Annotated in this window: 22 protein-coding genes; 10 read left to right on the top strand and 12 right to left on the bottom strand. The window is 68.7% G+C overall.

The genetic code is table 11. The features are described 5' to 3' along the window. Window positions 1-116 precede the first annotated feature (116 nt). The gene (locus J7E88_RS18350; RefSeq protein ID WP_215182366.1) at window positions 117-1,685 is read left to right on the top strand and encodes a glycosyltransferase family 87 protein; all 1,569 of its coding nucleotides are present in this window, start codon (window positions 117-119) and stop codon (window positions 1,683-1,685) included. 46 nt (window positions 1,686-1,731) lie between these two features. Here the strand turns inward: J7E88_RS18350 and J7E88_RS18345 are convergent, their stop codons facing one another. From J7E88_RS18345 to J7E88_RS18335, 3 genes are all read right to left on the bottom strand, one after another. Beyond that, window positions 1,732-2,763, bottom strand: a complete 1,032-nt coding sequence (locus tag J7E88_RS18345) for an alanine racemase (protein WP_215182364.1) — start codon at window positions 2,761-2,763, stop codon at window positions 1,732-1,734. 103 nt (window positions 2,764-2,866) lie between these two features. Further along, window positions 2,867-3,985: a peptidoglycan bridge formation glycyltransferase FemA/FemB family protein gene (locus J7E88_RS18340; protein ID WP_215182361.1), complete on the bottom strand. Its 1,119-nt coding sequence runs from the start codon at window positions 3,983-3,985 to the stop codon at window positions 2,867-2,869. A gap of 141 nt (window positions 3,986-4,126) precedes the next feature. Next, window positions 4,127-4,441, bottom strand: coding sequence for a hypothetical protein (locus J7E88_RS18335; RefSeq protein WP_215182359.1), 315 nt, complete (start codon window positions 4,439-4,441; stop codon window positions 4,127-4,129). Window positions 4,442-4,711: 270 nt separating this feature from the next. On the opposite strand from J7E88_RS18335, the gene rpsF reads away from it, so the two are divergent. From rpsF to rplI, 4 genes are all read left to right on the top strand, one after another. Continuing rightward, on the top strand, window positions 4,712-5,002 hold the full coding sequence (gene rpsF, locus J7E88_RS18330; protein ID WP_015609864.1) for a 30S ribosomal protein S6: 291 nt from the start codon (window positions 4,712-4,714) through the stop codon (window positions 5,000-5,002). Between the two features lie 74 nt (window positions 5,003-5,076). Next, window positions 5,077-5,658, top strand: a complete 582-nt coding sequence (locus J7E88_RS18325; RefSeq protein ID WP_215182357.1) for a single-stranded DNA-binding protein — start codon at window positions 5,077-5,079, stop codon at window positions 5,656-5,658. A 44-nt stretch (window positions 5,659-5,702) separates the two neighbouring features. Further along, complete coding sequence (gene rpsR / locus J7E88_RS18320; RefSeq protein WP_005315025.1) at window positions 5,703-5,939, top strand: 30S ribosomal protein S18; 237 nt, start codon at window positions 5,703-5,705, stop codon at window positions 5,937-5,939. An 18-nt stretch (window positions 5,940-5,957) separates the two neighbouring features. Then, window positions 5,958-6,404, top strand: coding sequence for a 50S ribosomal protein L9 (rplI, locus tag J7E88_RS18315; protein ID WP_215182355.1), 447 nt, complete (start codon window positions 5,958-5,960; stop codon window positions 6,402-6,404). A gap of 208 nt (window positions 6,405-6,612) precedes the next feature. Here rplI and J7E88_RS18310 read toward each other — a convergent pair whose 3' ends face one another. Beyond that, window positions 6,613-7,950: an MATE family efflux transporter gene (locus tag J7E88_RS18310; protein ID WP_215182353.1), complete on the bottom strand. Its 1,338-nt coding sequence runs from the start codon at window positions 7,948-7,950 to the stop codon at window positions 6,613-6,615. 424 nt (window positions 7,951-8,374) lie between these two features. On the opposite strand from J7E88_RS18310, the gene dnaB reads away from it, so the two are divergent. Beyond that, window positions 8,375-9,847: a replicative DNA helicase gene (dnaB, locus tag J7E88_RS18305; protein WP_215182351.1), complete on the top strand. Its 1,473-nt coding sequence runs from the start codon at window positions 8,375-8,377 to the stop codon at window positions 9,845-9,847. A 373-nt stretch (window positions 9,848-10,220) separates the two neighbouring features. Here the strand turns inward: dnaB and J7E88_RS35985 are convergent, their stop codons facing one another. Further along, complete coding sequence (locus J7E88_RS35985; RefSeq protein WP_251022819.1) at window positions 10,221-10,601, bottom strand: hypothetical protein; 381 nt, start codon at window positions 10,599-10,601, stop codon at window positions 10,221-10,223. Window positions 10,602-10,640: 39 nt separating this feature from the next. Here J7E88_RS35985 and J7E88_RS35980 point away from each other — a divergent pair, with 39 nt between their 5' ends. Further along, entirely contained in the window at window positions 10,641-11,033 is a 393-nt protein-coding gene (locus J7E88_RS35980) for a LysR family transcriptional regulator (protein WP_251022818.1), read from the top strand. On the opposite strand, the gene J7E88_RS18295 is transcribed toward J7E88_RS35980, so the two are convergent. Then, on the bottom strand, window positions 11,024-11,818 hold the full coding sequence (locus J7E88_RS18295; RefSeq protein WP_215182349.1) for a DUF6193 family natural product biosynthesis protein: 795 nt from the start codon (window positions 11,816-11,818) through the stop codon (window positions 11,024-11,026). The genes J7E88_RS35980 and J7E88_RS18295 overlap by 10 nt on opposite strands. Window positions 11,819-12,097: 279 nt before the next feature. Between J7E88_RS18295 and J7E88_RS18290 the strand changes: the two genes are divergently transcribed. Continuing rightward, complete coding sequence (locus J7E88_RS18290; protein WP_215182347.1) at window positions 12,098-13,474, top strand: serine hydrolase; 1,377 nt, start codon at window positions 12,098-12,100, stop codon at window positions 13,472-13,474. 130 nt (window positions 13,475-13,604) lie between these two features. Here J7E88_RS18290 and J7E88_RS18285 read toward each other — a convergent pair whose 3' ends face one another. Continuing rightward, entirely contained in the window at window positions 13,605-14,057 is a 453-nt protein-coding gene (locus J7E88_RS18285) for a GNAT family N-acetyltransferase (RefSeq protein WP_215182345.1), read from the bottom strand. A gap of 10 nt (window positions 14,058-14,067) precedes the next feature. Then, window positions 14,068-14,526: a MarR family winged helix-turn-helix transcriptional regulator gene (locus J7E88_RS18280; protein ID WP_215182343.1), complete on the bottom strand. Its 459-nt coding sequence runs from the start codon at window positions 14,524-14,526 to the stop codon at window positions 14,068-14,070. A 137-nt stretch (window positions 14,527-14,663) separates the two neighbouring features. Here J7E88_RS18280 and J7E88_RS18275 point away from each other — a divergent pair, with 137 nt between their 5' ends. Next, the gene (locus J7E88_RS18275) at window positions 14,664-15,863 is read left to right on the top strand and encodes an MFS transporter (RefSeq protein ID WP_215182341.1); all 1,200 of its coding nucleotides are present in this window, start codon (window positions 14,664-14,666) and stop codon (window positions 15,861-15,863) included. 91 nt (window positions 15,864-15,954) lie between these two features. Here the strand turns inward: J7E88_RS18275 and J7E88_RS18270 are convergent, their stop codons facing one another. After that, the gene (locus tag J7E88_RS18270; RefSeq protein ID WP_215182339.1) at window positions 15,955-16,809 is read right to left on the bottom strand and encodes a GNAT family N-acetyltransferase; all 855 of its coding nucleotides are present in this window, start codon (window positions 16,807-16,809) and stop codon (window positions 15,955-15,957) included. A 4-nt stretch (window positions 16,810-16,813) separates the two neighbouring features. Then, complete coding sequence (locus J7E88_RS18265; RefSeq protein WP_215182337.1) at window positions 16,814-17,359, bottom strand: DUF2269 domain-containing protein; 546 nt, start codon at window positions 17,357-17,359, stop codon at window positions 16,814-16,816. An 892-nt stretch (window positions 17,360-18,251) separates the two neighbouring features. On the opposite strand from J7E88_RS18265, the gene J7E88_RS18260 reads away from it, so the two are divergent. Beyond that, window positions 18,252-19,871: a globin domain-containing protein gene (locus J7E88_RS18260; protein ID WP_374196292.1), complete on the top strand. Its 1,620-nt coding sequence runs from the start codon at window positions 18,252-18,254 to the stop codon at window positions 19,869-19,871. A 28-nt stretch (window positions 19,872-19,899) separates the two neighbouring features. Here J7E88_RS18260 and J7E88_RS18255 read toward each other — a convergent pair whose 3' ends face one another. Then, window positions 19,900-20,379: an NUDIX domain-containing protein gene (locus J7E88_RS18255; RefSeq protein WP_215182333.1), complete on the bottom strand. Its 480-nt coding sequence runs from the start codon at window positions 20,377-20,379 to the stop codon at window positions 19,900-19,902. Window positions 20,380-20,441: 62 nt separating this feature from the next. Beyond that, window positions 20,442-21,332 (bottom strand): LysR family transcriptional regulator, encoded by an 891-nt coding sequence (locus J7E88_RS18250; protein ID WP_215182331.1) that lies wholly within the window; start codon window positions 21,330-21,332, stop codon window positions 20,442-20,444. Window positions 21,333-21,531 lie beyond the last annotated feature (199 nt).

Below are 21,531 nucleotides of genomic sequence, written 5' to 3'. Positions count from 1 at the left end.
GTAGGTCCGGCAACGCCCGAGGGCCGCCGTACCCGGCATGCGCAGCGCCCCGCGCCTGTGCCCGCCAGGGACGGCGGCCCTCTCCGTGCACCGACCCTTACGGCAGGATGTGCACCATGCCCAGCGCAGAAGAGACGAGCGTGAACGAGGACCGCCGCGGTGGACTGCCCGCACGGCGGGACAGTCCTGATGTGCGCCCCACCCGGCGCGACAGGATCGCCGCGGCCGGCAGCGAGCTGATCGGCGGCCCGGCGGGCCGCTGGGCACAGCGCGGCGGCAACGGTCCTCTCACGCCCGTACGCGTCATTGCCCTGGTGGCCATCGGCATGTTCGCGCTCGGCATGGTGCAGAAGCTGCCCTGCTACAACTGGGCCTGGTTCAGGGGCACCAGTTCGCAGTACACACACGCCTGCTACTCGGACATCCCGCATCTGTATCTCGGCCGCGGATTCGCCGACGGGCGCATTCCCTATTTCGACCGGCTGCCCGGCGACATGGAGTACCTCGAGTACCCGGTGCTCACCGGCCTGTTCATGCAGGTCGCGTCCTGGGTCGCCGACGTCGCCTCCTGGCTGGGCCTCGCCGGTGACGACATGATGCAGCGCGAGCAGCTGTACTGGATGATCAACGCGGGCATGCTGATGGTCTGCGCCGCGGTCATCGCCGTCTGCGTCACGCGCACGCACCGCCGCCGGCCCTGGGACGCGCTGCTCGTCGCCCTGGCCCCCGCCTTCGCGCTGACGGCGACGATCAACTGGGACCTGCTGGCCGTGGCCCTCACCGCCTCGGCGATGCTGATGTGGTCGCGCAGCCGGGTGCTCGCCGCCGGCATCCTCATCGGACTGGCGACGGCCGCCAAGTTCTACCCGTTCCTGCTGCTCGGGCCGCTGCTGGTGCTCTGCTGGCGCGCGGGCAGGTGGCGGGCGTTCCTCACGGCGGCCTTCGGGGCGGTGGCGGCGTGGCTCGTGGTCAACGTCCCGGTCATGCTGCTCGCACCGGAGGGGTGGAAGAAGTTCTACGCCTTCAGCCAGGAGCGGCCGGTCGACTTCGGTTCGTTCTGGCTGATCATCACCCAGCGCACCGGTGAGTCGATCGAGGCGGAGACGGTCAACACGTACGCGATGGTGCTGACGCTCCTCGCGTGCGCCGGCATCGCCCTGCTCACGCTGACCGCGCCGCGCCGCCCCCGGTTCGCGCAGCTCGCGTTCCTGGTCGTCGCGGTGTTCGTCCTCACCAACAAGGTCTACTCACCGCAGTACGTGCTGTGGCTGATTCCGCTCGCCGCGCTGGCCCGGCCGCGCTGGCGGGACTTCCTCGTCTGGCAGGCCTGCGAGGTCCTGTACTTCCTCGGGATCTGGATGTATCTGGCGTACACGACCAGCGAGAAGCACCAGGGGCTGCCGCCCGAGGGCTACCAGGTCGCCATCGCCGTGCACCTGCTGGGCACGCTCTACCTGTGCGCCGTCATCGTGCGGGACATCCTCATGCCGGACCGCGACGTGGTGCGAACGGACGGGTCGGACGATCCGTCGGGCGGAGTGCTCGACGGGGCCGGGGACGTGTTCGTCCTGGGGCGGGCGGCGCGGCCGCGGCGGCATGCCGCGCCCGCCGTGGAGGGACCTCGCGTGGAATGGGGCACTCCGGCCGGTACGGCGCAGAGCACGGGGCCGCAGCCGCCCGCGTGACGGCGCCGCTGCGAGCGCCGGCGAATGCCGGGCAGCAGGGCCTGTCCTAGCGGTCGACGATGCGGTCGAACTGGGTGGTGGTGTGCCGCAGGTGGGCGACCAGCTCGTCGCCGACCCTGGGCTCCTCGGCGTCCGAGGGCACGAACAGGATCGACACCTGCATGTGCGGCGGTTCCGCGAACCAGCGCTGCTTGCCCGCCCACACGAAGGGCGACAGGTTGCGGTTCACCGTCGCCAGACCGGCGCGGGCCACGCCCTTGGCACGCGGCATCACCCCGTGCATGGCCTTGGGGGCCTCCAGCCCCACGCCGTGCGACGTGCCGCCGGCGACGACGACCAGCCAGCCGTCGGACGCGGCCTTCTGCTGCCGGTAGCCGAAACGGTCCCCCTTGGACACCCGGGTCACGTCCAGGACCGCTCCGCGGTACTCCGTCGCCTCGTGGTCGCCGAGCCACAGACGGGTGCCGATCCGCGCCCGGAACCGGGTCTGCGGGAACTGCTGCTGCAGCCGCGCCTGTTCGTCCGCGCGCAGGTGGCTGACGAACATGGAGTGCAGCGGCAGTCGGGCGGCGCGCAGCCGGTCCATCCAGCCGATGACCTCCTCGACGGCGTCCGAGCCGTCCGTGCGGTCGAGCGGCAGATGCAGCGCGAAGCCCTCCAGCCGCACGTCCTCGATCGCGGCGTGCAGCTGTCCGAGCTCCTGCTCGGTGATGCCGTGACGCTTCATCGAGCTCATGCACTCGATGACGACCCGCGCACCCACCAGGGCGTGCACACCGTCCACCGAGGACACCGAGCGGATCACGCGGTCCGGCAGCGGCACGGGCTCCTCACCGCGCCGGAACGGCGTGAGGACCAGCAGGTCGCCCCCGAACCAGTCCTTGATCCGCGCCGCCTCGTAGGTCGTGCCGACCGCCAGCATGTCGGCTCCGAAGCGCGCGGCCTCGTCGGAGAGCCGCTCGTGGCCGAAGCCGTAGCCGTTGCCCTTGCAGACAGGTACGAGGCCGGGGAACTGGTCGATCACGGACTTCTGGTGCGCCCGCCAGCGCGCGGTGTCTACGTAGAGGGAGAGCGCCATGACCGGCCCGGAACCTTTCTGGTGGCTGCGGTGTATCGAAGACAGGTACGAGACTTCACAGACTACGGAGTTGTTCGCACCGCCGGAGCGGTCCGCGGCGTCCTCAGCGGCGCGACATATAGATGTCCAGCGCCTTGTGGAGCAGCTTGTTGAGCGGGAAGTCCCACTCACCGACGTACTCGACAGCCTCGCCGCCGGTGCCGACCTTGAACTGGATCAGGCCGAACAGGTGATCCGTCTCGTCGAGCGAGTCGCTGATGCCCCGCAGGTCGTAGACCGTCGCGCCCATGGCGTAGGCGTCGCGCAGCATCCGCCACTGCATCGCGTTCGAGGGCCGGACCTCGCGGCCGATGTTGTCCGAGGCGCCATAGGAGTACCAGACGTGTCCGCCGACGACGAGCATGGTCGCCGCCGAAAGGTTCACGCCGTTGTGCCGTGCGAAGTACAGCCGCATGCGGTTGGGGTCCTCGTTGTTCAGGACGGTCCACATGCGCTGGAAGTACGACAGCGGGCGCGGCCGGAAGCGGTCCCGCTCCGCCGTGATCTCGTACAGGCGCTGCCATTCGGCGAGGTCCTCGTAGCGGCCCTGGACGACCTCGACACCGGCCTTCTCGGCCTTCTTGATGTTGCGGCGCCACAGCTGGTTGAAGCCCTTCAGAACATCGTCCAGCGACCGGTTGGCCAGCGGCACCTGATAGACGTACCGCGGCTGTACGTCGCCGAAGCCCGCGCCGCCGTCCTCGCCCTGCTGCCAGCCCATCTTGCGCAGCCGGTCGGCGACCTCGAAGGCACGCGGCTCGATGTGGGTGGCCTCCACGTCACGCAGCCGCTTGACGTCCGGGTCCTGGATGCCCGCCTTGATCGCGGGGGCGTCCCAGCGGCGGATGACGACGGGCGGGCCCATCTTCACGGAGAAGGCGCCCTGGTTCTTCAGGTGCGCCAGCATGGGCTGCAGCCAGTCGTCCAGGTTCGGGGCGTACCAGTTGATGACCGGCCCCTCGGGGAGGTACGCGAGATACCGCTTGATCTTGGGCAGCTGCCGGTAGAGCACCAGGCCCGCGCCGACGAGGTCGCCGTTCTTGTCGAACCAGCCCAGGTTCTCCGAGCGCCACTCGGTCTTCACGTCCGCCCACGCCGGGACCTGGCAGTGACTGGCCGAGGGCAGGCTCTGGATGTACGCCAGATGCTGCTCACGGCTGATGGTCCTCAGGGTCAGGCTCATGCGGGGCGCTCCTCGGCAGGTGTGTCCCCATGGGTACAGGGGCTCCGGCTCTCGCGCCGAAGCCTACTGCGCTCAGGAAGCGGCCCGAATGGCTGTACGCAGGAGCGGGCCGGACGCGGCCCGCTCCCTATGCGGCGTGTTCTAACCGAGGACCCCGCCGAAGAGTCCGCCGTGGGCCATGCCGAGGAAGAAGCCCACAGCCGATGCCCCCAGCCCGATGATCAGCAGGAAGCGCTCACGGGTGGTCGCCGAGATGAACTGTCCGTACCCGCCCGTGAAGATGCCCACCAGGCCGGTCCATGAGCTCAGCAGGTGGAGGTGGTGGAACATCGCCGAGACGAATGCGATGGCGCCGAGGGCCAGAGTGACCGCCATCAGGGTGTCCTGAAGCGGATGAGGCTTGCCGTCCGTGGCGAGGAGAGAGGCGGGGGACCGTCGTCGCATTGCATGTGCCATGAGGCACCTCCTGGCTGTGCCGGAAGGCGGCGCATCGTAGCGCCGCGCGCACCCGATGCGTACAGATTGCGGCCATCCGCCGCCGGATTTCAACCGGAAGCCGGTCTGCGGGTAGTCTGTACGGTCTGCACCGGTGTCTGCCCAGGCCAGGACGCGATCACCCCTCGTCGAGGGGGATTGTCAGTGGCGGCGGATACCGTTGCTCACGCATCACGACCCTCCTGCCACGGAACGACCGTGGCCGCTGAGTCCAAAGGAGGTGGGTTCCACATGCGTCACTACGAGGTGATGGTCATCCTCGACCCCGATCTCGAGGAGCGCGCTGTCTCCCCGCTGATCGAGAACTTCCTCTCCGTCGTCCGTGAGGGCAACGGAAAGGTGGAGAAGGTCGACACCTGGGGCCGTCGTCGTCTCGCTTACGAGATCAAGAAGAAGCCCGAGGGCATCTACTCGGTCATCGACCTGCAGGCCGAGCCTGCGGTCGTCAAGGAGCTCGACCGCCAGATGAACCTGAACGAGTCGGTCCTCCGGACCAAGGTCCTCCGTCCCGAGATCCACTGAGCTTCTAGCTCAGAGGTCATCGGGTTCGAGTAGCAGCAAGCAGCCAGAAGCAATCCCCGCCGAGAGGTTCCCCCATGGCAGGCGAGACCGTCATCACGGTCGTCGGCAATCTCGTCGACGACCCCGAGCTGCGCTTCACCCCGTCCGGTGCGGCGGTCGCGAAGTTCCGCGTCGCGTCCACTCCCCGCACCTTCGACCGGCAGACCAATGAGTGGAAGGACGGCGAGAGCCTGTTCCTCACCTGCTCGGTCTGGCGGCAGGCGGCGGAGAACGTCGCCGAGTCGCTTCAGCGCGGCATGCGCGTCGTCGTGCAGGGCCGTCTGAAGCAGCGGTCCTACGAGGACCGCGAGGGCGTCAAGCGCACGGTCTACGAGCTGGATGTCGAGGAAGTCGGCCCCAGCCTCAAGAACGCCACGGCCAAGGTCACCAAGACCACCGGTCGCGGCGGCCAGGGCGGGTACGGCGGCGGCCAGCAGGGCGGCGGCAGCTGGGGCGGCGGCCCCGGCGGTGGTCAGCAGCAGGGGGGCGGCGGTGCACCCGCCGACCCCTGGGCCACCAGCGAGCCGGCCGGCGGCGGCCAGCAGGGCGGCGGGGGTGGCTGGGGCGGAAGCTCCGGCGGTTCCGGCGGCGGCTACTCGGACGAGCCTCCCTTCTAAGGGCGGCTCGTACCCCCACTTCTTGATCACACAGGAGAATCACCATGGCGAAGCCGCCTGTGCGCAAGCCTAAGAAGAAGGTCTGCGCGTTCTGCAAGGACAAGACCGCATACGTGGACTACAAGGACACGAACATGCTGCGGAAGTTCATTTCCGACCGTGGCAAGATCCGTGCCCGCCGCGTGACCGGCAACTGCACGCAGCACCAGCGTGACGTCGCCACGGCCGTCAAGAACAGCCGTGAGATGGCGCTGCTGCCCTACACGTCCACCGCGCGATAAGGGAAGGGTGACCGAGATATGAAGATCATCCTCACCCACGAGGTCTCCGGCCTCGGTGCCGCCGGCGACGTCGTCGACGTCAAGGACGGCTACGCTCGCAACTACCTGGTCCCGCGCGGTTTCGCGATCCGCTGGACCAAGGGTGGCGAGAAGGACGTGGCGCAGATCCGCCGCGCCCGCAAGATCCACGAGATCGCGACCATCGAGCAGGCCAACTCTGTCAAGGGTCAGCTCGAGGCCGTGAAGGTGCGTCTGGCTGTTCGCTCCGGCGACGCCGGCCGCCTCTTCGGCTCCGTCACCCCGGCCGACATCGCCTCGGCGATCAAGGCTGCCGGTGGCCCGGAGGTCGACAAGCGTCGCGTCGAGCTCGGTGCGCCGATCAAGACCCTGGGCTCGCACCAGGTGTCCGTGCGTCTGCACCCCGAGGTTGCCGCGCAGCTTGGCGTCGAGGTCGTCGCCGCCTGAGCAGCGCGCTCGACTGAGCAGTAGGAAGGGCCGCACCCCTCGGGGTGCGGCCCTTCTGCTTTTCCCTGCGATGGGGTGGTGGTGTGGGGTCCGTGTTCGTGCACGGTGTCACGAGGACCGCGGGTGTTGTGGGTGCTGTGAGTGTCACCGGTCCTGCGGTCGTCCTGCTTCGGGCGTCACGTCTCGTGCGGAAGTTTCACGTGAAACGTCAGCGGGTCGCGCCTGTCACGAGCCAACGGCCGGACCGTGCCCGCCACCACAGGGTCAGCAGTCGCACGGTCATCATCAGGGTCATGGCCCACCACAGTGCCGTCAGGCCGCCGCCGAATGTGGGGACCAACAGGGCGACCGGAGCGAACGCGGCGAGGGTGACGAGCATCGCCCGGGCGAGATAGGGGCCGTCCCCCGCGCCCATCAGCACGCCGTCCAGTACGAAGACGACTCCCGCGATCGGCTGGGACACCGCGATGACCAGAAGTGCGGGGAGGAGCGTGTCCTGTACCGCCTGGTCCGCGGTGAACAAGGGGATGAACAGCGGGCGGGAGGCCACGACCAGGACTCCGAGGACCACACCCGCGGCGACACCCCACTGCACCATGCGACGGCATGCCTGCCTGGCTCCCTCGGCATCATTCGCACCGAGGTAGCGTCCGATGATGGCCTGGCCGGCGATGGCGATCGCGTCGAGGGCGAAGGCCAGCAGGCTCCAGAGAGACAGAACGATCTGGTGCGCCGCGATGTCCGTGTCGCCCAGCCGGGCTGCCACGGCGGTGGCGATCATCAGGACGGCACGCAGCGAGAGCGTACGGACCAGCAGGGGGACTCCGGCCTGGGCGCTCGCCCTGATCCCGGCCGCGTCGGGGCGCAGCGAGGAGCCGTGCTTGCGGGCGCCGCGCACGACGACGACGAGATAGGCGATCGTCATGCCGCACTGGGCGGCTACGGTGCCCCAGGCGGAGCCCGCGATACCGAGCCCGGCGCCGTAGACGAGCCCTGCGTTGAGGGCGGCGTTGGCCATGAATCCGCCGATGGCCACGTAGAGAGGTGTGCGTGTGTCCTGGAGGCCACGCAGTACGCCGGTCGCCGCGAGCACGATCAGCATGGCCGGTATGCCGAGGCTGGAGATGCGCAGGTAGGTGATCGCGTGCGGTGCAGCGGTGTCCGATGCGCCGAAGAGGTCGATGAGCCAGGGAGCGGTGGGAAGGGTCACGGCGATGACGGCGATGCCGAGGAAGAGGGCGAGCCAGATGCCGTCCATGCCCTGGCGGATGGCCGACTGGAGGTCGCCCGCGCCCACCCTGCGGGCCACGGCGGCGGTGGTGGCGTAAGCGAGGAAGACGAAGACACTCACGGCCGTCATGAGCAGGGCCGCCGCGACGCCGAGACCTGCCAGTTGCGGTGTGCCGAGGTGACCGACAATGGCGCTGTCGACCATCACGAACAGAGGCTCGGCGACCAGTGCGCCGAAGGCGGGGACGGCGAGCGCGATGATCTCTCGGTCGTGGCGTCGACGGCGCGCCTCGGTGGTCGCTGGGGCCTGTGTCATGGCGTCAATCTAATCTTCCACAGGTAAGAGATGCAATGTGATTGTGTCCCTTACTTCATGACGCTTGTCGCGCCGCCCTGTGTGCTGTTTGTTCTGATCTTGATCCGCACGGCAAAGTTTTTCTCCCCCACAGCCGGTGGACGGAAAAGTCGCAGCTCAGAGGCCGCGTGGTGAGGTCGGTATGAGTTTATCCACAGTGCTGTCCCCCGGTCCGTGCACAGGTTCCGCAGAGTTCTCCACAGCATCTGGTCGTTCGTCCACACCGCCTGTGGATAACCAGATTGGCTGACGGTGCCGCCGGGCCTACCGTGGACCGTCGCCCGACTCGCCGCAAGCGGAGTCAGGCGACCCGTTTTGTCAGTGTCGTGCCGTAGAAAGAGGCCACGGCAAAGGTCCGCGGAGCGGACGGAGGAGGTGGCCGCGGGTGAGCATTTCCGAGCCCTTGGACGACCCGTGGGCGGCCGACAGTCCGGGTGACCGTCTCCCCGCATCTCGCCGCCGTGGCAGTGACAGCCGCCGTGACGACCAGCACGACCGCGGCCGGGACAGCACCGGCTGGGACAGCGGTCCCGGCTTCGAGCGCGTGCCTCCGCAGGACCTCGACGCCGAGCAGTCCGTTCTCGGCGGCATGCTGCTGTCCAAGGACGCCATCGCCGATGTCGTCGAGATCATCAAGGGCCACGACTTCTACCGGCCGGCCCACGAGACCGTCTTCCAGGCCATCCTCGATCTCTATGCCAAGGGAGAGCCGGCCGACCCGATCACGGTCGCGGCCGAGCTCGTCAAGCGTGGTGAGATCACCCGGGTCGGCGGGGCCTCTTATCTGCATACGCTGGTCCAGTCGGTGCCGACGGCCGCCAACGCGTCGTACTACGCGGAGATCGTCCATGAGCGCGCGGTGCTGCGCAGGCTCGTGGAGGCCGGCACCAAGATCACGCAGATGGGATATGCGGCGGACGGCGACGTCGACGAGATCGTCAACTCCGCTCAGGCCGAGATCTACGCCGTCACCGAACAGCGGACGAGTGAGGACTACCTGCCGCTCGGCGACATCATGGAGGGCGCCCTCGACGAGATCGAGGCGATCGGCTCGCGCAGCGGCGAGATGACCGGTGTGCCGACGGGCTTCACCGACTTCGACTCCCTGACGAACGGCCTGCACCCCGGCCAGATGATCGTCATCGCCGCCCGTCCCGCAATGGGCAAGTCGACTCTGGCCCTTGACTTCGCGCGGGCCGCGTCGATCAAGAACAACCTGCCCAGCGTGATCTTCTCCCTTGAGATGGGGCGCAACGAGATCGCGATGCGTCTGCTGTCGGCCGAGGCGCGTGTGGCGCTGCACCACATGCGCTCCGGGACGATGACGGACGAGGACTGGACCCGGTTGGCGCGCCGGATGCCCGACGTCTCCCAGGCCCCGCTCTACATCGACGACTCGCCGAATCTCTCGATGATGGAGATCCGCGCGAAGTGCCGTCGGCTGAAGCAGCGCAACGACCTGAAGCTGGTGGTCATCGACTACCTCCAGCTGATGCAGTCGGGTGGCTCCAAGCGTGCCGAGAGCCGGCAGCAGGAGGTCTCGGACATGTCGCGAAACCTCAAGCTCCTCGCCAAGGAGCTGGAGCTCCCCGTGATCGCGCTCTCCCAGCTGAACCGTGGCCCCGAGCAGCGTACGGACAAGAAACCCATGGTCTCGGACCTGCGTGAATCAGGTTCGATCGAGCAGGATGCCGACATGGTCATCCTGCTGCACCGCGAGGACGCGTACGAGAAGGAGTCCCCGCGCGCGGGCGAGGCGGACCTGATCGTGGCGAAGCACCGTAACGGTCCGACGGCCACGATCACGGTGGCGTTCCAGGGGCACTACTCCCGCTTCGTGGACATGGCCCAGACGTGACCAGGAATTTGTAGGGTCTCAAATCCAGCTTCATAATCTCAGCGCCAGCTGCATATGGATGGCATTTATGCAGCCATCATGAGACTCGCAGCTCGGAGCGTTCACTCTTCCGGGTGACGTAAGGGGCGACCTCTCTCAGCGGCCTGCCCGCCGAATCTGTCCCCGACGACCTGGGCGGGCTCGACAGGGCAGAGTTCCGGGCGACGTCCTTGCGGTTCACCGCGCTTCAGACCCCCGAACTCGCACACGCCCTCCAGCAGGAAGCCCTCACCTTCCTGGCCTCACACCACATTCACGACGAGCCCGTGACCTGGCAGCCGCCCGCCACCTGGCAGGGCTCTCCCTTCCCGGCCCCGACCCGGCACACGTCGACCTACCCCGCCTGCACCAGCTCGTCCGCCATCGCCAGCACCCCGTTCAGCACGCCGCCCATGTCCTGGGCACGACCGTCGAGGCCATCCGTCATGTCCTCGACGAACACCCAGCCCCCGCACCCCCGCTGACGAAGAACACCGCCAGGGCCACCGGCTGCATCCGGCAGCAAGCCCGGCAAACCATCCCGGAAGAGCGCTTCACCCAGCTCTACCTCGACGAACACCGGTCCCTCCAGCAGATCGCCACCCTCACCGGCTTCTCCCGCAGCGTGCTGACCGACCTCGCCAGGGACTACGGCGTCCCTCTCCGTGAGGGTCCACAGGACTACAGGCGCCGCGGCGCTGTCGACCGGGAATGGCTCATCGAGCAGTACGTCCATCGTCGCCGAACCCTTCCGGACCTCGCCCGAGAAGCTGGCATGAGCACTGCGAACATGGCCCGCTGGGCCTACACCCACAACATCCCTCTCCGGCCACGCGGCGGAGCCAGCCACCAGACCGTCCTCCGCACCGCCGACGAAGCCGAGGCTCTTCCCGCCATCCTCCGCGAAGCCATCACCGGCCCATACGCGCGGCAACGACTCTCGCGCTTACTGGCAGCCCAGTCCTATCCCACCCTCACCGAAGCAGCCCGAGATCTCGGCATCCACCAGTCAGCCCTGGTGATCCAGATCAACCGCCTCGAACGGGACCTCGGAAAGGCACTGCTTGAACGCGCGGAACGCGGCCGGGCCATGAAGCTGACTCCCTTCGGCGAGAAGGTCATCGCGGCCATCAGTACCATGCAGGGTCAGATCGCGAGTCAGCCCTGACGCTGATCGTTTGCAGTGCCTGCGACAGCAGGCCCGCAGTTCGCCGGAAGCGCGCCCACCACCATGGCGATGGCTGCTGCCGCGGTGTCGCCTTCACCGATGACCGTTCCACGAGAAGGACCGCAGACGCGATATCGACCGTCGCTCAGCGGATCGATGAACGGCACGTCCCATGAGTACGGGAACCCGGTGCAGGTCGTGAAGTGCAGCGACCAGTGGCTGGTGAACGGATACAACTGCCGCAGCTTCGGTTCGGCAGACGCAGCCTCGGCGAGCGCCAGTGTCTGGCGGGCGAGGTCGAGTCGATCGGCGTCCTGGTGCAAGCCTTCCAAGAGAAGTCGCCACTTCACGGTGACTGCCTCGGCCGGACCGAGTTCATGCGCTTCGGTCAGCTCGCTCACCTCAATGAAGGCAGCATCATCCTGGATCTCGCGGAGCCTGGCCCCGTCACGCCAACCTGCCGCAGCCCGGGCTAGCTCGCCCAGATCGGAAGTCGAGCCCGAGAGCAGCTGAACGCCTTGGCATGGGCCGTTGATGTTGAACCAACGGCTCTGCGATCCGATGAAGATCCAGCAGGGTTCCCGGCCAGGGGTTGTGCTGGTGACGCCGACCGTCCGCAGCGGGTCCGAATCGTTGCTCAGCACCGCACCCAGATCGAGCCCCTGCTCGGCAGCAGCCAGTGCCAGGGCCGCGGCCAGACTGCCAGCAGCCGCGAGATCCGGATAGAGATCAGGGTCGGCGGGAAGGGGTTCGTGTCGAGCGGGGCGCGGGGAGTTCGAGGTCACCGCCGGAGTCTGCCGTCTGCGCTGAGGAAATGGCCACCCTCGTGAGACGGATCTTCTATGTCACACGGTGAGACTGGTCGCACAGCACCAGGTCAGCGGGCTGCCTCATGCCATGAGCCGAGAGATCCTACAAATCCTCCGGAAGGCACCGCAGCGGGGTCCCGTCGGTGACCCCCGGTGCCGCTCCGGGCGGGGCTCGGACCGCAGCCATCGGCTCTGCCGGCTTGGCCCGCTGTTAATCGGTTCGACGGAGCGCGCGTGCACCGATAGACCTGCCCCATGACTTCATCCTGGGAAGAGCTGCTCCCCGCCACCCGCAGGGCTCTCCTGCACCGCATCGCCGTGGCGCAGAGTGAGGGACGCACGCCTTCGTTCGTCGGGGCGGTACTGAGGGACGGCCGTCTGGTGTGGACGGGCGGTCGCAGTTCGATCGACGGTCACGCACCCGACGCCGATACGCAGTACCGCATCGGGTCGATCACCAAGACGTTCACCGCCGTCCTCGTGATGCGTCTGCGTGACGAGGGGCTGCTCGATCTGAGTGACCCGCTGGAGAAGCACTTGTCGGGCACGGGTGTCGGTGAAGTGACCGTCGCTCAGCTTCTTGGGCACAGCGCCGGTTTGAGCGCCGAGTCCCCGGCCCCCTGGTGGGAACGGACTCCCGGCGTGCTGCGGCCCGAACTCGCCGATGTCCTGGGCGAGCAGACGCGCATGCATCCGCCCGGCCGCAGGCACCATTACTCCAACCCCGGCTACACGCTTCTCGGTTCGCTCGTCGAGGCGGTCCGCGGTGTCCCGTGGGAGGAGGCTCTCCAGAGGGAGATCCTCGATCCGCTCGGACTGAGCCGGACCAGCACACAACCCCGGGCCCCGCATGCCGGAGGTTGGGCCGTGCATCCCTGGGCCGACGTTCTGCTGCCCGAGCCGGTCGAGGACCTCGGGCTCATGGCTCCCGCCGGACAGTTGTGGTCGACCGCGACAGACCTCTGCCGGTTCGCCTGGTTCCTCGCCGAAGGCGACGACCGGGTGCTGGGCGCCGCTTCCGTGCGAGAGATGCGTACTCCCTCGGTGCCCGCTGAAGCCGGGGACTGGAACAGTTCCTACGGCCTGGGGATGCAGATCGTCCGAAACGAGCAGCGCACGCTGGTGGGGCACTCGGGCTCGCTGCCCGGGTTTCTCGCCGGGCTGTGGATGAGCGTGGAGGACGGGGTCGCCGCTGTGGCGCTGAGCAATGTGACGTCCGGGCCGCTGACCGGCACGGTCGCCGCGGATCTCGTGCGCATCGTGGCGGATGCCGAGCCGAGGATCCCCGAGCCGTGGCGACCGCTTCCCGAGGCCGACCAGGAACTGTTGGACCTCACAGGCCCCTGGTACTGGGGGACATATGCGTACGGGTTGCGTCTTGTCGCCGATCGGGGCGTGGAGTTGGAGCCTCTGCGCGGTGGAGGCAGGAGGTCGCGCTTCGTCGCCGGTCGCGATGGTGAGTGGACGGGGCTCGACGGTTACTACGCGGGCGAGACGCTCAAGGTGGTGCGTCGTGAGGACGGCTCCGTGAGCCACCTGGACCTGGGGTCGTTCGTGTTCACCCGCGAGCCCTATGAGCCGGGTGATGCGGTGCCCGGAGGCGTGGCCGAAGCCGGCTGGCGCGGCCTCTGACTGCTCCGTGTTTCACGTGAAACAGGTCGGGTTCCACCCTTGAAACGGGCCGGCTCATCCCAGGACGGTCCGGCCCGTTGACATTGCGGGCCGACGAGGGCCTGCTGTGCTCAGAGGGTCAGCCGGAAGCTCAGAGACTGAGCTTGAACCCTACGTGGGAGGGCTCGAAGCCGAGACGCTGGTAGAAGCGATGGGCATCGGGCCGGGTCGCGTCCGACGTGAGCTGCACCAGTTGGCAGCCCAGGCTGCGGGACTCCTCCACGGCCCACTTGATGAGCTGAGTGCCCAGTCCGATGCCGCGTTCGTCGGCATGGATCCGGACGGCCTCGATGATCGAGCGGGTGGCGCCGCGCCGGGAGAGGCCGGGGATGATCGTCAGCTGCAGTGTGCCGACGATCCGACCGTCGCATACGGCGACGGTCGGGTGCTGGTGGGGGTCTGCGGCCAGCCGCTCGAACGCCGCCGTGTACGGCGAGAGGTCGTCAGGTGATTCACGCTGGGCGCCGAGCGGGTCATCGGCGAGCAGGGCCACGATCGCCGGGATGTCGTCGGCGACCGCGGGGCGTATGTGCAATTCACTCATGATCCGCAGACTACGCGGGGACCCGGAGCTCTTCGACGGTCTTGACGAGAGGGGCGAGCTCGGGGTTCTTGGCGGCCTCGTCGAGAGCCTCGCGCAGCGCTGTGTCATTGGTGGGGCGGGCCTCGGCCAGCAGTGCCAGGCCGGCCTCCGTGACATCGGTGTAGATGCCTCGGCGATCGGTGTCGCACAGATAGCGGGTCAGCAGACCGCGGTCCTCAAGCCGCGTGACCAGCCGGGTCGTCGCACTCTGGCTGAGGACGACCGCGTCGGCGACCTGCTTCATCTGCAGATGTCCGCCGGGGCCGCTGTGCTGCCGGCTGAGCACGTCCAGCAGCGAGAACTCGCGCATGCTCAGCCCGTGCCGGGACTCCAGCGCCCGCTCGATGTGCGCCTCGATCTTTCCGTGCAACAGCGAGAGGGCGCACCAGCCCTGGGCGAGGGCGGTGAGGGCGGGGTCGATCGCTGTCATGTGTCTCCTCCTCGGTGCCGGCGCGGCTTGCTATCAGAGTAGACGATCGATGCAATTGCCCGCGCTTGCAATTATCAAGCGCGTGCAATTATTGTGGACGCACGTAAAGCGCACTCGCAATCTCTGGAAGGTTCTCCATGCCTCTCGCGCTTCTTGCCCTTGCGGTCGGAGCCTTCGGGATCGGCACCACCGAATTCGTGATCATGGGGCTGCTGCCCGAGGTCGCCGCCGACTTCGGTGTCACGATCCCGACGGCCGGCCTCCTGGTCACCGGCTACGCCCTGGGCGTGGTGCTGGGCGCCCCTCTGATGACCGCCCTCGGTACCCGCGTGTCGCGCAAGCGGATGCTGATGCTGCTGATGGGTCTCTTCATCGCAGGCAACCTGCTCTCCGCCCTTGCCCCGGACTTCTCCGTGATGCTCGCGGGACGCGTGGTCGCCTCCCTCGCGCACGGTGCCTTCTTCGGCATCGGCTCCGTCGTCGCCGCCGAGCTGGTGTCGCCGGAGAAGAAGGCGGGCGCCATCGCCATGATGTTCACCGGTCTGACCGTCGCCAATGTCGTCGGAGTCCCACTGGGCACCTTCATCGGACAGACCGCCGGCTGGCGCGCCACCTTCTTCATCGTCGCCGGGCTCGGTGTCCTGGGTCTGGCCGGTGTCGCCAAGCTGGTGCCCGAGATGCCCAAGCCGCAGGGCGTGCGGCTGCGCCATGAGCTCGCCGCCTTCAAGAACGCCCAGGTGCTGCTGGCCATGGCGATGACGGTGCTCGGCTTCGGCGGAGTGTTCGCCGCGATCACCTACATCAGCCCGATGATGACCGAGGTCGCCGGATTCGCCGACTCCTCCGTGACCTGGCTGCTGGTTCTGTTCGGTGCCGGCATGGTCGGGGGCAACCTGATCGGCGGCCGTTACGCCGACAGGCGACTGATGCCGCTGCTGTATGTCACCCTGACCGCGCTCGCACTCGTGCTCGCCCTGTTCACGGTCACCGCACACCACAAGGTCCTCGCGGTGGTGTCGATCGTGCTGATCGGCGCACTGGGCTTCGCCACGGTGCCTCCGCTGCAGAAGCGCGTCCTGGACCACGCGCACGGCGCGCCCACGCTGGCCTCCGCGGTCAACATCGGCGCCTTCAACCTCGGCAACGCCCTTGCGGCCTGGCTGGGCGGCATGGTGATCGCCGCCGGCATGGGGCTGACCGCTCCCAACTGGGTCGGCGCGGCCCTCGCGGCCTCGGCGCTGGTCCTCGCTTTTCTTTCCGCGGCGCTCGAACGGCGTGACAAGCAGGCCGCCGCCGAGGCGACGGCCGACGACCGCGTGGCCCAGCTCGTCCGCTGAGGAGCTCATCCATCGAGGAGTTTCCCGGCCGCTTGCCGGTACCGCGGTGGGCGGACGCGGGAACGCCCGGACGGGCCCGGGGATCGGACCCTCAGCCCGCCGCGACTGTCAGAGGTGCGAATCGGCGGGTCCAGTCGCCCGGCAGCGCCGGGACGGCGTAGGTCATCACCGTGTTGAAGGCGATCGGTTCAAGGCCCTGTGACTTCACCCAGGCGAGCAGTTCCTCGTGGCGCACGTCGATGTCAGTGCGCAGCGGACGGTCCGTGTTCGACGCCAGAGAGGTGATCAGTGCCTTCGCCGTCTCGGTGTCCTTGGCGATGAGAGGGCCGACGACATGCGTGGCCATGTTCGGCCAGGCGGCTGCGTATCCCGTCAGTACGCCGTCCTGTTCGGCCACCAGGAGCTGGTCGGCGAAGGCCGGCAGGCGAGTGATCATATGGGTGCGGTCCACGCCGAAGACCTCGGCGTCCAGGCGCACCACTGCGGCCATGTCCTCCGCCGTCGCCGGGCGGATCGGCACTCCGGTCGCCGGGTCCGTGGCGGTGAAGTGGCCCCGGACCATCTCCGCCCGGCCGGTGGTGGCGAAGCCCAGCTCTTCGTACAGCGGCTGCCCGTTGGGCGTGGCATGGAGGGTCAGGGGAGTGCCCCCGGCCTCCGCCAGGACATGCTTCATCAGCCGGCGCCCGACTCCCTGACGCGCGAACCGCTCCGCGACCAGCACCATGCCGATCGCCGCGAGCCCGGTGCCGTAGGACGTCAGGACGCAAGCGGCTACCAGTCCCTTGCCCGCCGGATCGTCGACCCCGTACCCCGTGCCGGCTGTCAGCAGCAGGCCCCATTTGTGATCCTCGCGTGGCCAGCCGCGGTCTTCCGAGAGATCGGCACAGGAGACGAGGTCGTCGATGGTCAGACGCCTGATGGGCAGCTCGGAGAGCGGAGTCGACATGGGGTCAGGCTGTCTGACGAGCGGATCGTCCGTCCACCGATTTGGGCGCAGAGACCGCAACCCGCAGACGGCGGCCGCGCCGGGTGAGCCCCCACGGCTTGAGCACGGAGACCACGGTCATGAAGAGATAGGCGGTCAGTGACACGGCGGGGCCCATGACGAGATCCCGGGGGTCCACGACCACGGTGCCCGAAGCGACGCTGTCGGCGGCGTCGTTGACGCCCGGCCGCAGAGCGAAGACGGAAGCGGTGATGGTCGCCAGCGTCAGCCAGAACTTGATGGCGATCCACCAGTGCCGTGCGAGGCCCCACTTCGTGCCGAGTGACAGAACGAGGCCGCTGAGCAGCGTGAGGAAGGCGAGGGGCAGGAGCAACCAGTCCGTGAAGACCTTCATGGAGCGGTAGGAGGCCTCGACCGCCGGGGCAGAGCCCGTGGTCCAGGCGGTGAGTGCAAGCGCGAGCAGACCGAGGGTGAGCCCGAGCCAGCCCGCGGAGGCGGCGACATGGACGACGAGTATTGCCCGGCGGGCGGGGCGCTTGAGTGGTTTCACGTGAAACACGGTGCCGGGCAGAAGGGTGGCCGGTCGTCTGACAGCGGGAGTAAGTGTCCGTACTGGCGTCGGCGTACACGGGTGAACGGGAGGTATGCCGGGCCTTGCGACGGTGAAGATCACGGACCGGGTCTGTGCAGAGTCCGGGGTTGGCCTGGACGGGTGTCATGCATACGGTGGTTCCATGTCGGACGCGGAGATCCTCAGCTGTGCCCACAGCGGTGGTGGCGCATGCCGACCACCCTTTGCTCGAGCCGATCATGAGGCAGCTGTACGCACACCGTCTTCGCGGGGCCTGGGACCGGCCCGAGCGCACGAGCAGTTCAGGAGCTCGGCACGATCCGGTGCGGGGACATGGAGCAAGGGAGCCTAATGCGAAAAGGGGTTGGGCTGCCCGGACTTTCGGCTCTTTGTGCCGATCCGGGGAATCGGCTGCCATGCTGCGACGGCGGGCGTTCAGGCAGAGTCTTCATCGGAGGTAAGTCGTCCTGATGCACAGCACGGCCGCGGCGGCGATGAGCCGGCGGCGATGCTGAGACAGCGCAGGTAAGTGCGGCACGTTCCGAGAGACGGACGTGCGTGAACCGACCGAGAGATGTTCGAGGCGAGGCAGACCATGGAAGCTCGGGCCACCACGTCGTCCGACAACGGCGCGTCAGGCGAAAGCGGCGGAGGCGGTTGGTTCACGCCTCGCCGGAAGCCGGCCCGGCCAGGCGGGACGTCCGGGGCCGCAGGTTCGGACGATCGCTCGGAGACCGGAGAAGGCGGGCACGGAGGTCAGAGCGGCCGGACAGAGGGCAGCGAGCACGGCCGCCCGGCAGCTCTGCCGACGCGGTCTGTGTCGGCGATACGCCCGGTCGGTTCCGGCTCGTCGCGCCGCAACCGACCGCAGTTGTCCGTCGTACGCGACATCCCGACGACACCCGTCCCCGAGCCCGAGACGGCACACGCGGAGCGGCCGACCGCTTCCGCGGAACCGGACGCCGTCGCCGAACCGGCCGCCCGGGAGGCGGTCGCGGACACGGCCGCCGATCCCTCCGCATCCGACCGCCACGCCCCGGCCGCTCCGGGAGGCGCACCTGAGCCGGCGTCGCCCGAGCACACCACACCTCTCCCGGACCATGAGAGCGAGCCGACCGCACGGGCGCCCCACGCCCACGCCGAGACGTTCGAGCCCTCGGTGCCCCATCCGCGCGGCAGCGGCCCCCTGCCCAGGCAGACGGAGTTCTCCGGCCCGTCCCACGGCACCCCGGAACACGGCGAGAGCCCGTTCCCGGAACGGCCCCACAGCGCTCCCGAGGCATCGGACCCGTCCCCCGGAACCCCCGCCCGCGAGACCCCACCCTCCGACCCGACCGGTGACTCCGCACCCTCCGCGCCCTCCGCGTCTCCCGCGTCCCCCGACGCGGTACTGGTGCGGCGGACCATGGCAGAGATCGGACCCGTGGCCGACCAGGTCACCTCGTACTTCTACGCCCTGCTCTTCATCCGTCACCCCGAGCTGCGGTCCCTGTTCCCCGTCGCCATGGACTCCCAGCGCGACCGGCTGCTCAAGGCACTGCTGACCGCGGCCGAGCACATGGACAACGCGGCGGTGCTGACCGACTACCTGCGCCATCTCGGCCGGGGCCACCGCAAGTACGGCACGCAGCCCGCGCACTATCCGGCCGTCGGCGAGGCTCTGGTCGGGGCGCTGACGAAGTACGCCACGACCACCTGGGACGCCGAGACCGAGGCCGCCTGGATCCGTACCTACACCACGATCTCGCAGATCATGATCGACGCGGCGGCCGAGGACGAGCGGCACGCGCCCGCGTGGTGGGACGCCGAAGTCGTCTCGCACGAGCTGCGTACCCCGGACATCGCGATCGTCACGGTCCGCCCCGACCAGCCGTACAGGTTCCTCGCCGGGCAGTACACGAGCCTGGAGACTCCCTGGTGGCCGAGGATCTGGCGGCACTACTCGTTCGCCGGTGCGCCCCGGGCCGACGGGCTGCTGTCCTTCCACATCAAGGCCGTGCCGGCGGGCTGGGTCTCGAACGCGCTGGTGCACCACGCCCGCCCCGGTGACGTCCTGCGGCTCGGTCCGCCCGCGGGGTCGATGACGGTGGACCACACCACCGACAACGGTCTCCTCTGCCTCGGCGGCGGCACCGGCATAGCGCCCATCAAGGCGCTCGTCGAGGATGTGGCCACCCACGGCGATAGGCGCACGGTCGAGGTCTTCTACGGGGCGCGCTCCGACCACGACCTGTACGACATCGACACCATGCTCAGGCTGCAGCAGGCGCATCCCTGGCTGTCGGTCCGCCCGGTGGTCGACGACCAGGCGCAGTTCCCGTCGGCGGTGCGGGATCTCGGCCGGTACGGGCCGTGGCACGGGTTCGACGCGTACCTCTCGGGGCCGCCCGGCATGATCCGCAGCGGTGTGCACGCACTGCGCGGGATCGGGATTCCGTTCGACCGGATCCGGCACGACTCCCTGGAGGAGCTCGTGGCGGCGGCCGACTAGGAGCCGCTCCGGGTGCCCGTCGTCGGCGTCAGCCCAGGTCGGGCGCGTGCATCGCGCGTACGCCTTCGATGTTGCCGTCCAGGTAGTGGCGCAGGGACAGCGGCACGAGATGGACAGCGGCGATCCCGACCCTGCTGAAGGGGACGCGCACGATCTCGTACTCCCCGCAGGGCTCGTCGATCTCCGGGCCGTGCCGCAGGGAGGGGTCCATGGATTCAAGGCGGCAGACGAAGAAGTGCTGCACCTTCACGCCGGTCACACCACCGTCGGCGATGTGCTCGACCGTGTCGACGAAGCAGGGCACCACATCGGTGATCTTGGCGCCGAGTTCTTCGTGGACCTCACGGTGGAGTGCGTCGACGACGGTGGCGTCCTCCGGCTCTACCCCGCCGCCCGGCGTGAGCCAGTAGGGGTCGACACCGGGCTTGGTGCGCTTGATCAGGACGAGGTCGTTCCCGTCGAGCAGAATGGCACGTGCGGTGCGCTTGACCACTGGTCGTTCGGTCATGGCAAGAGAGTGGCCCAAGTCGCGGCTTCTGAAACTCCCGGCGCCCCTCCTGTGTCCACGTCTCACCAGCCTTCCGCGGCGCGCAGCAGCTCCGCGTGCGCCTGTGCGACATGGGGTTGGGCGAGGGTCCCGGTGCGGATGACGAGGAAGTACGTGCGCAGTGGCGGGACGGGCGGGTCGAGGAGAGCGACGACGCGGCCCTGGCCCAGCGCTTCCTCGCACAGGTAGCGCGGCAGCACGGCGAGTCCCGCGCCGCAGGCGGTGGCTTCCAGGACGGCGCGCAGATCGGGTGCGATGACGGCGCCGGCGGCGGCCGGGCGGGAGTCGAAGACGGCGTGCCAGTAGCGGGAGACGAGAGGCAGGGACTCGTGGACCTCCACCACCGGCAGCCGTTCGAGAACGACATGGCCCTTGCGGAGCACGTCCGGCCCGAGGTGGGCCGCCCAGCGCGGTGCGGCGACGAGGACGTGCTCCTCGTCGCACAGGGTGGTCGCGCTGAGCAGCCGTCCACGGGGCCGTGCGGTGGCGATGGCGACGTCGTGACGTCCGGCGGCGAGCCCTTCGAGCGTCTCCTCGGCGTTGCCGAACGAGGCGCGCAGGGCAAGGCCCCGGCCGATCAGCCGGGTGAGGGCGGGCAGGGCGCGCAGGGCGGTGAACTCGGGCGGGCCGGCGAGGTGGAGCGTCCGGAGAGCGGATTCGTCGTCGAGTCCCGCCTCCGCTATCTCCGCGAGCGCGTCCAGGTGCGGGGCCGCACGGTGGGCGAGCTCGTCACCGATGGTGGTCGGGGTGACACCGCGGGCCTGACGCAGGAACAGGGGTCGGCCCAGCTGCCGTTCGAGCGTGCGTATCTGGCCGGTGACGGCCGGCTGGGACAGGCCGAGCAGCGCCGCTGCGCGGGTGAAGGAGCCGGCCCGGTGCACCGTGACGAATGTGCGCAGCAGGGCCAGATCCATGCCATGTCCCTCCCGGTCCGACGTTGCGCCCGAACCCGCCCAACCATAAATAAGTCGATAGGCCGCTGTCGCTACTGTGATTGGACACTGACGCAGAGTCAACTAGCCTTGGTCACACGGCTCTTCGCGCGTAGGAGCCAGGACGGTCCGAGCCGCGAGGGGGGAGGCTCGGACCGTTCGCACGAGCTGCCCGGTCACC

The organism is Streptomyces sp. ISL-10, from assembly GCF_018614575.1.
Taxonomy (GTDB): Bacteria; Actinomycetota; Actinomycetes; order Streptomycetales; family Streptomycetaceae; genus Streptomyces.
Note: the sequence above shows the minus strand (reverse complement) of the source record. Positions and strands in the feature narration are given on the sequence as shown.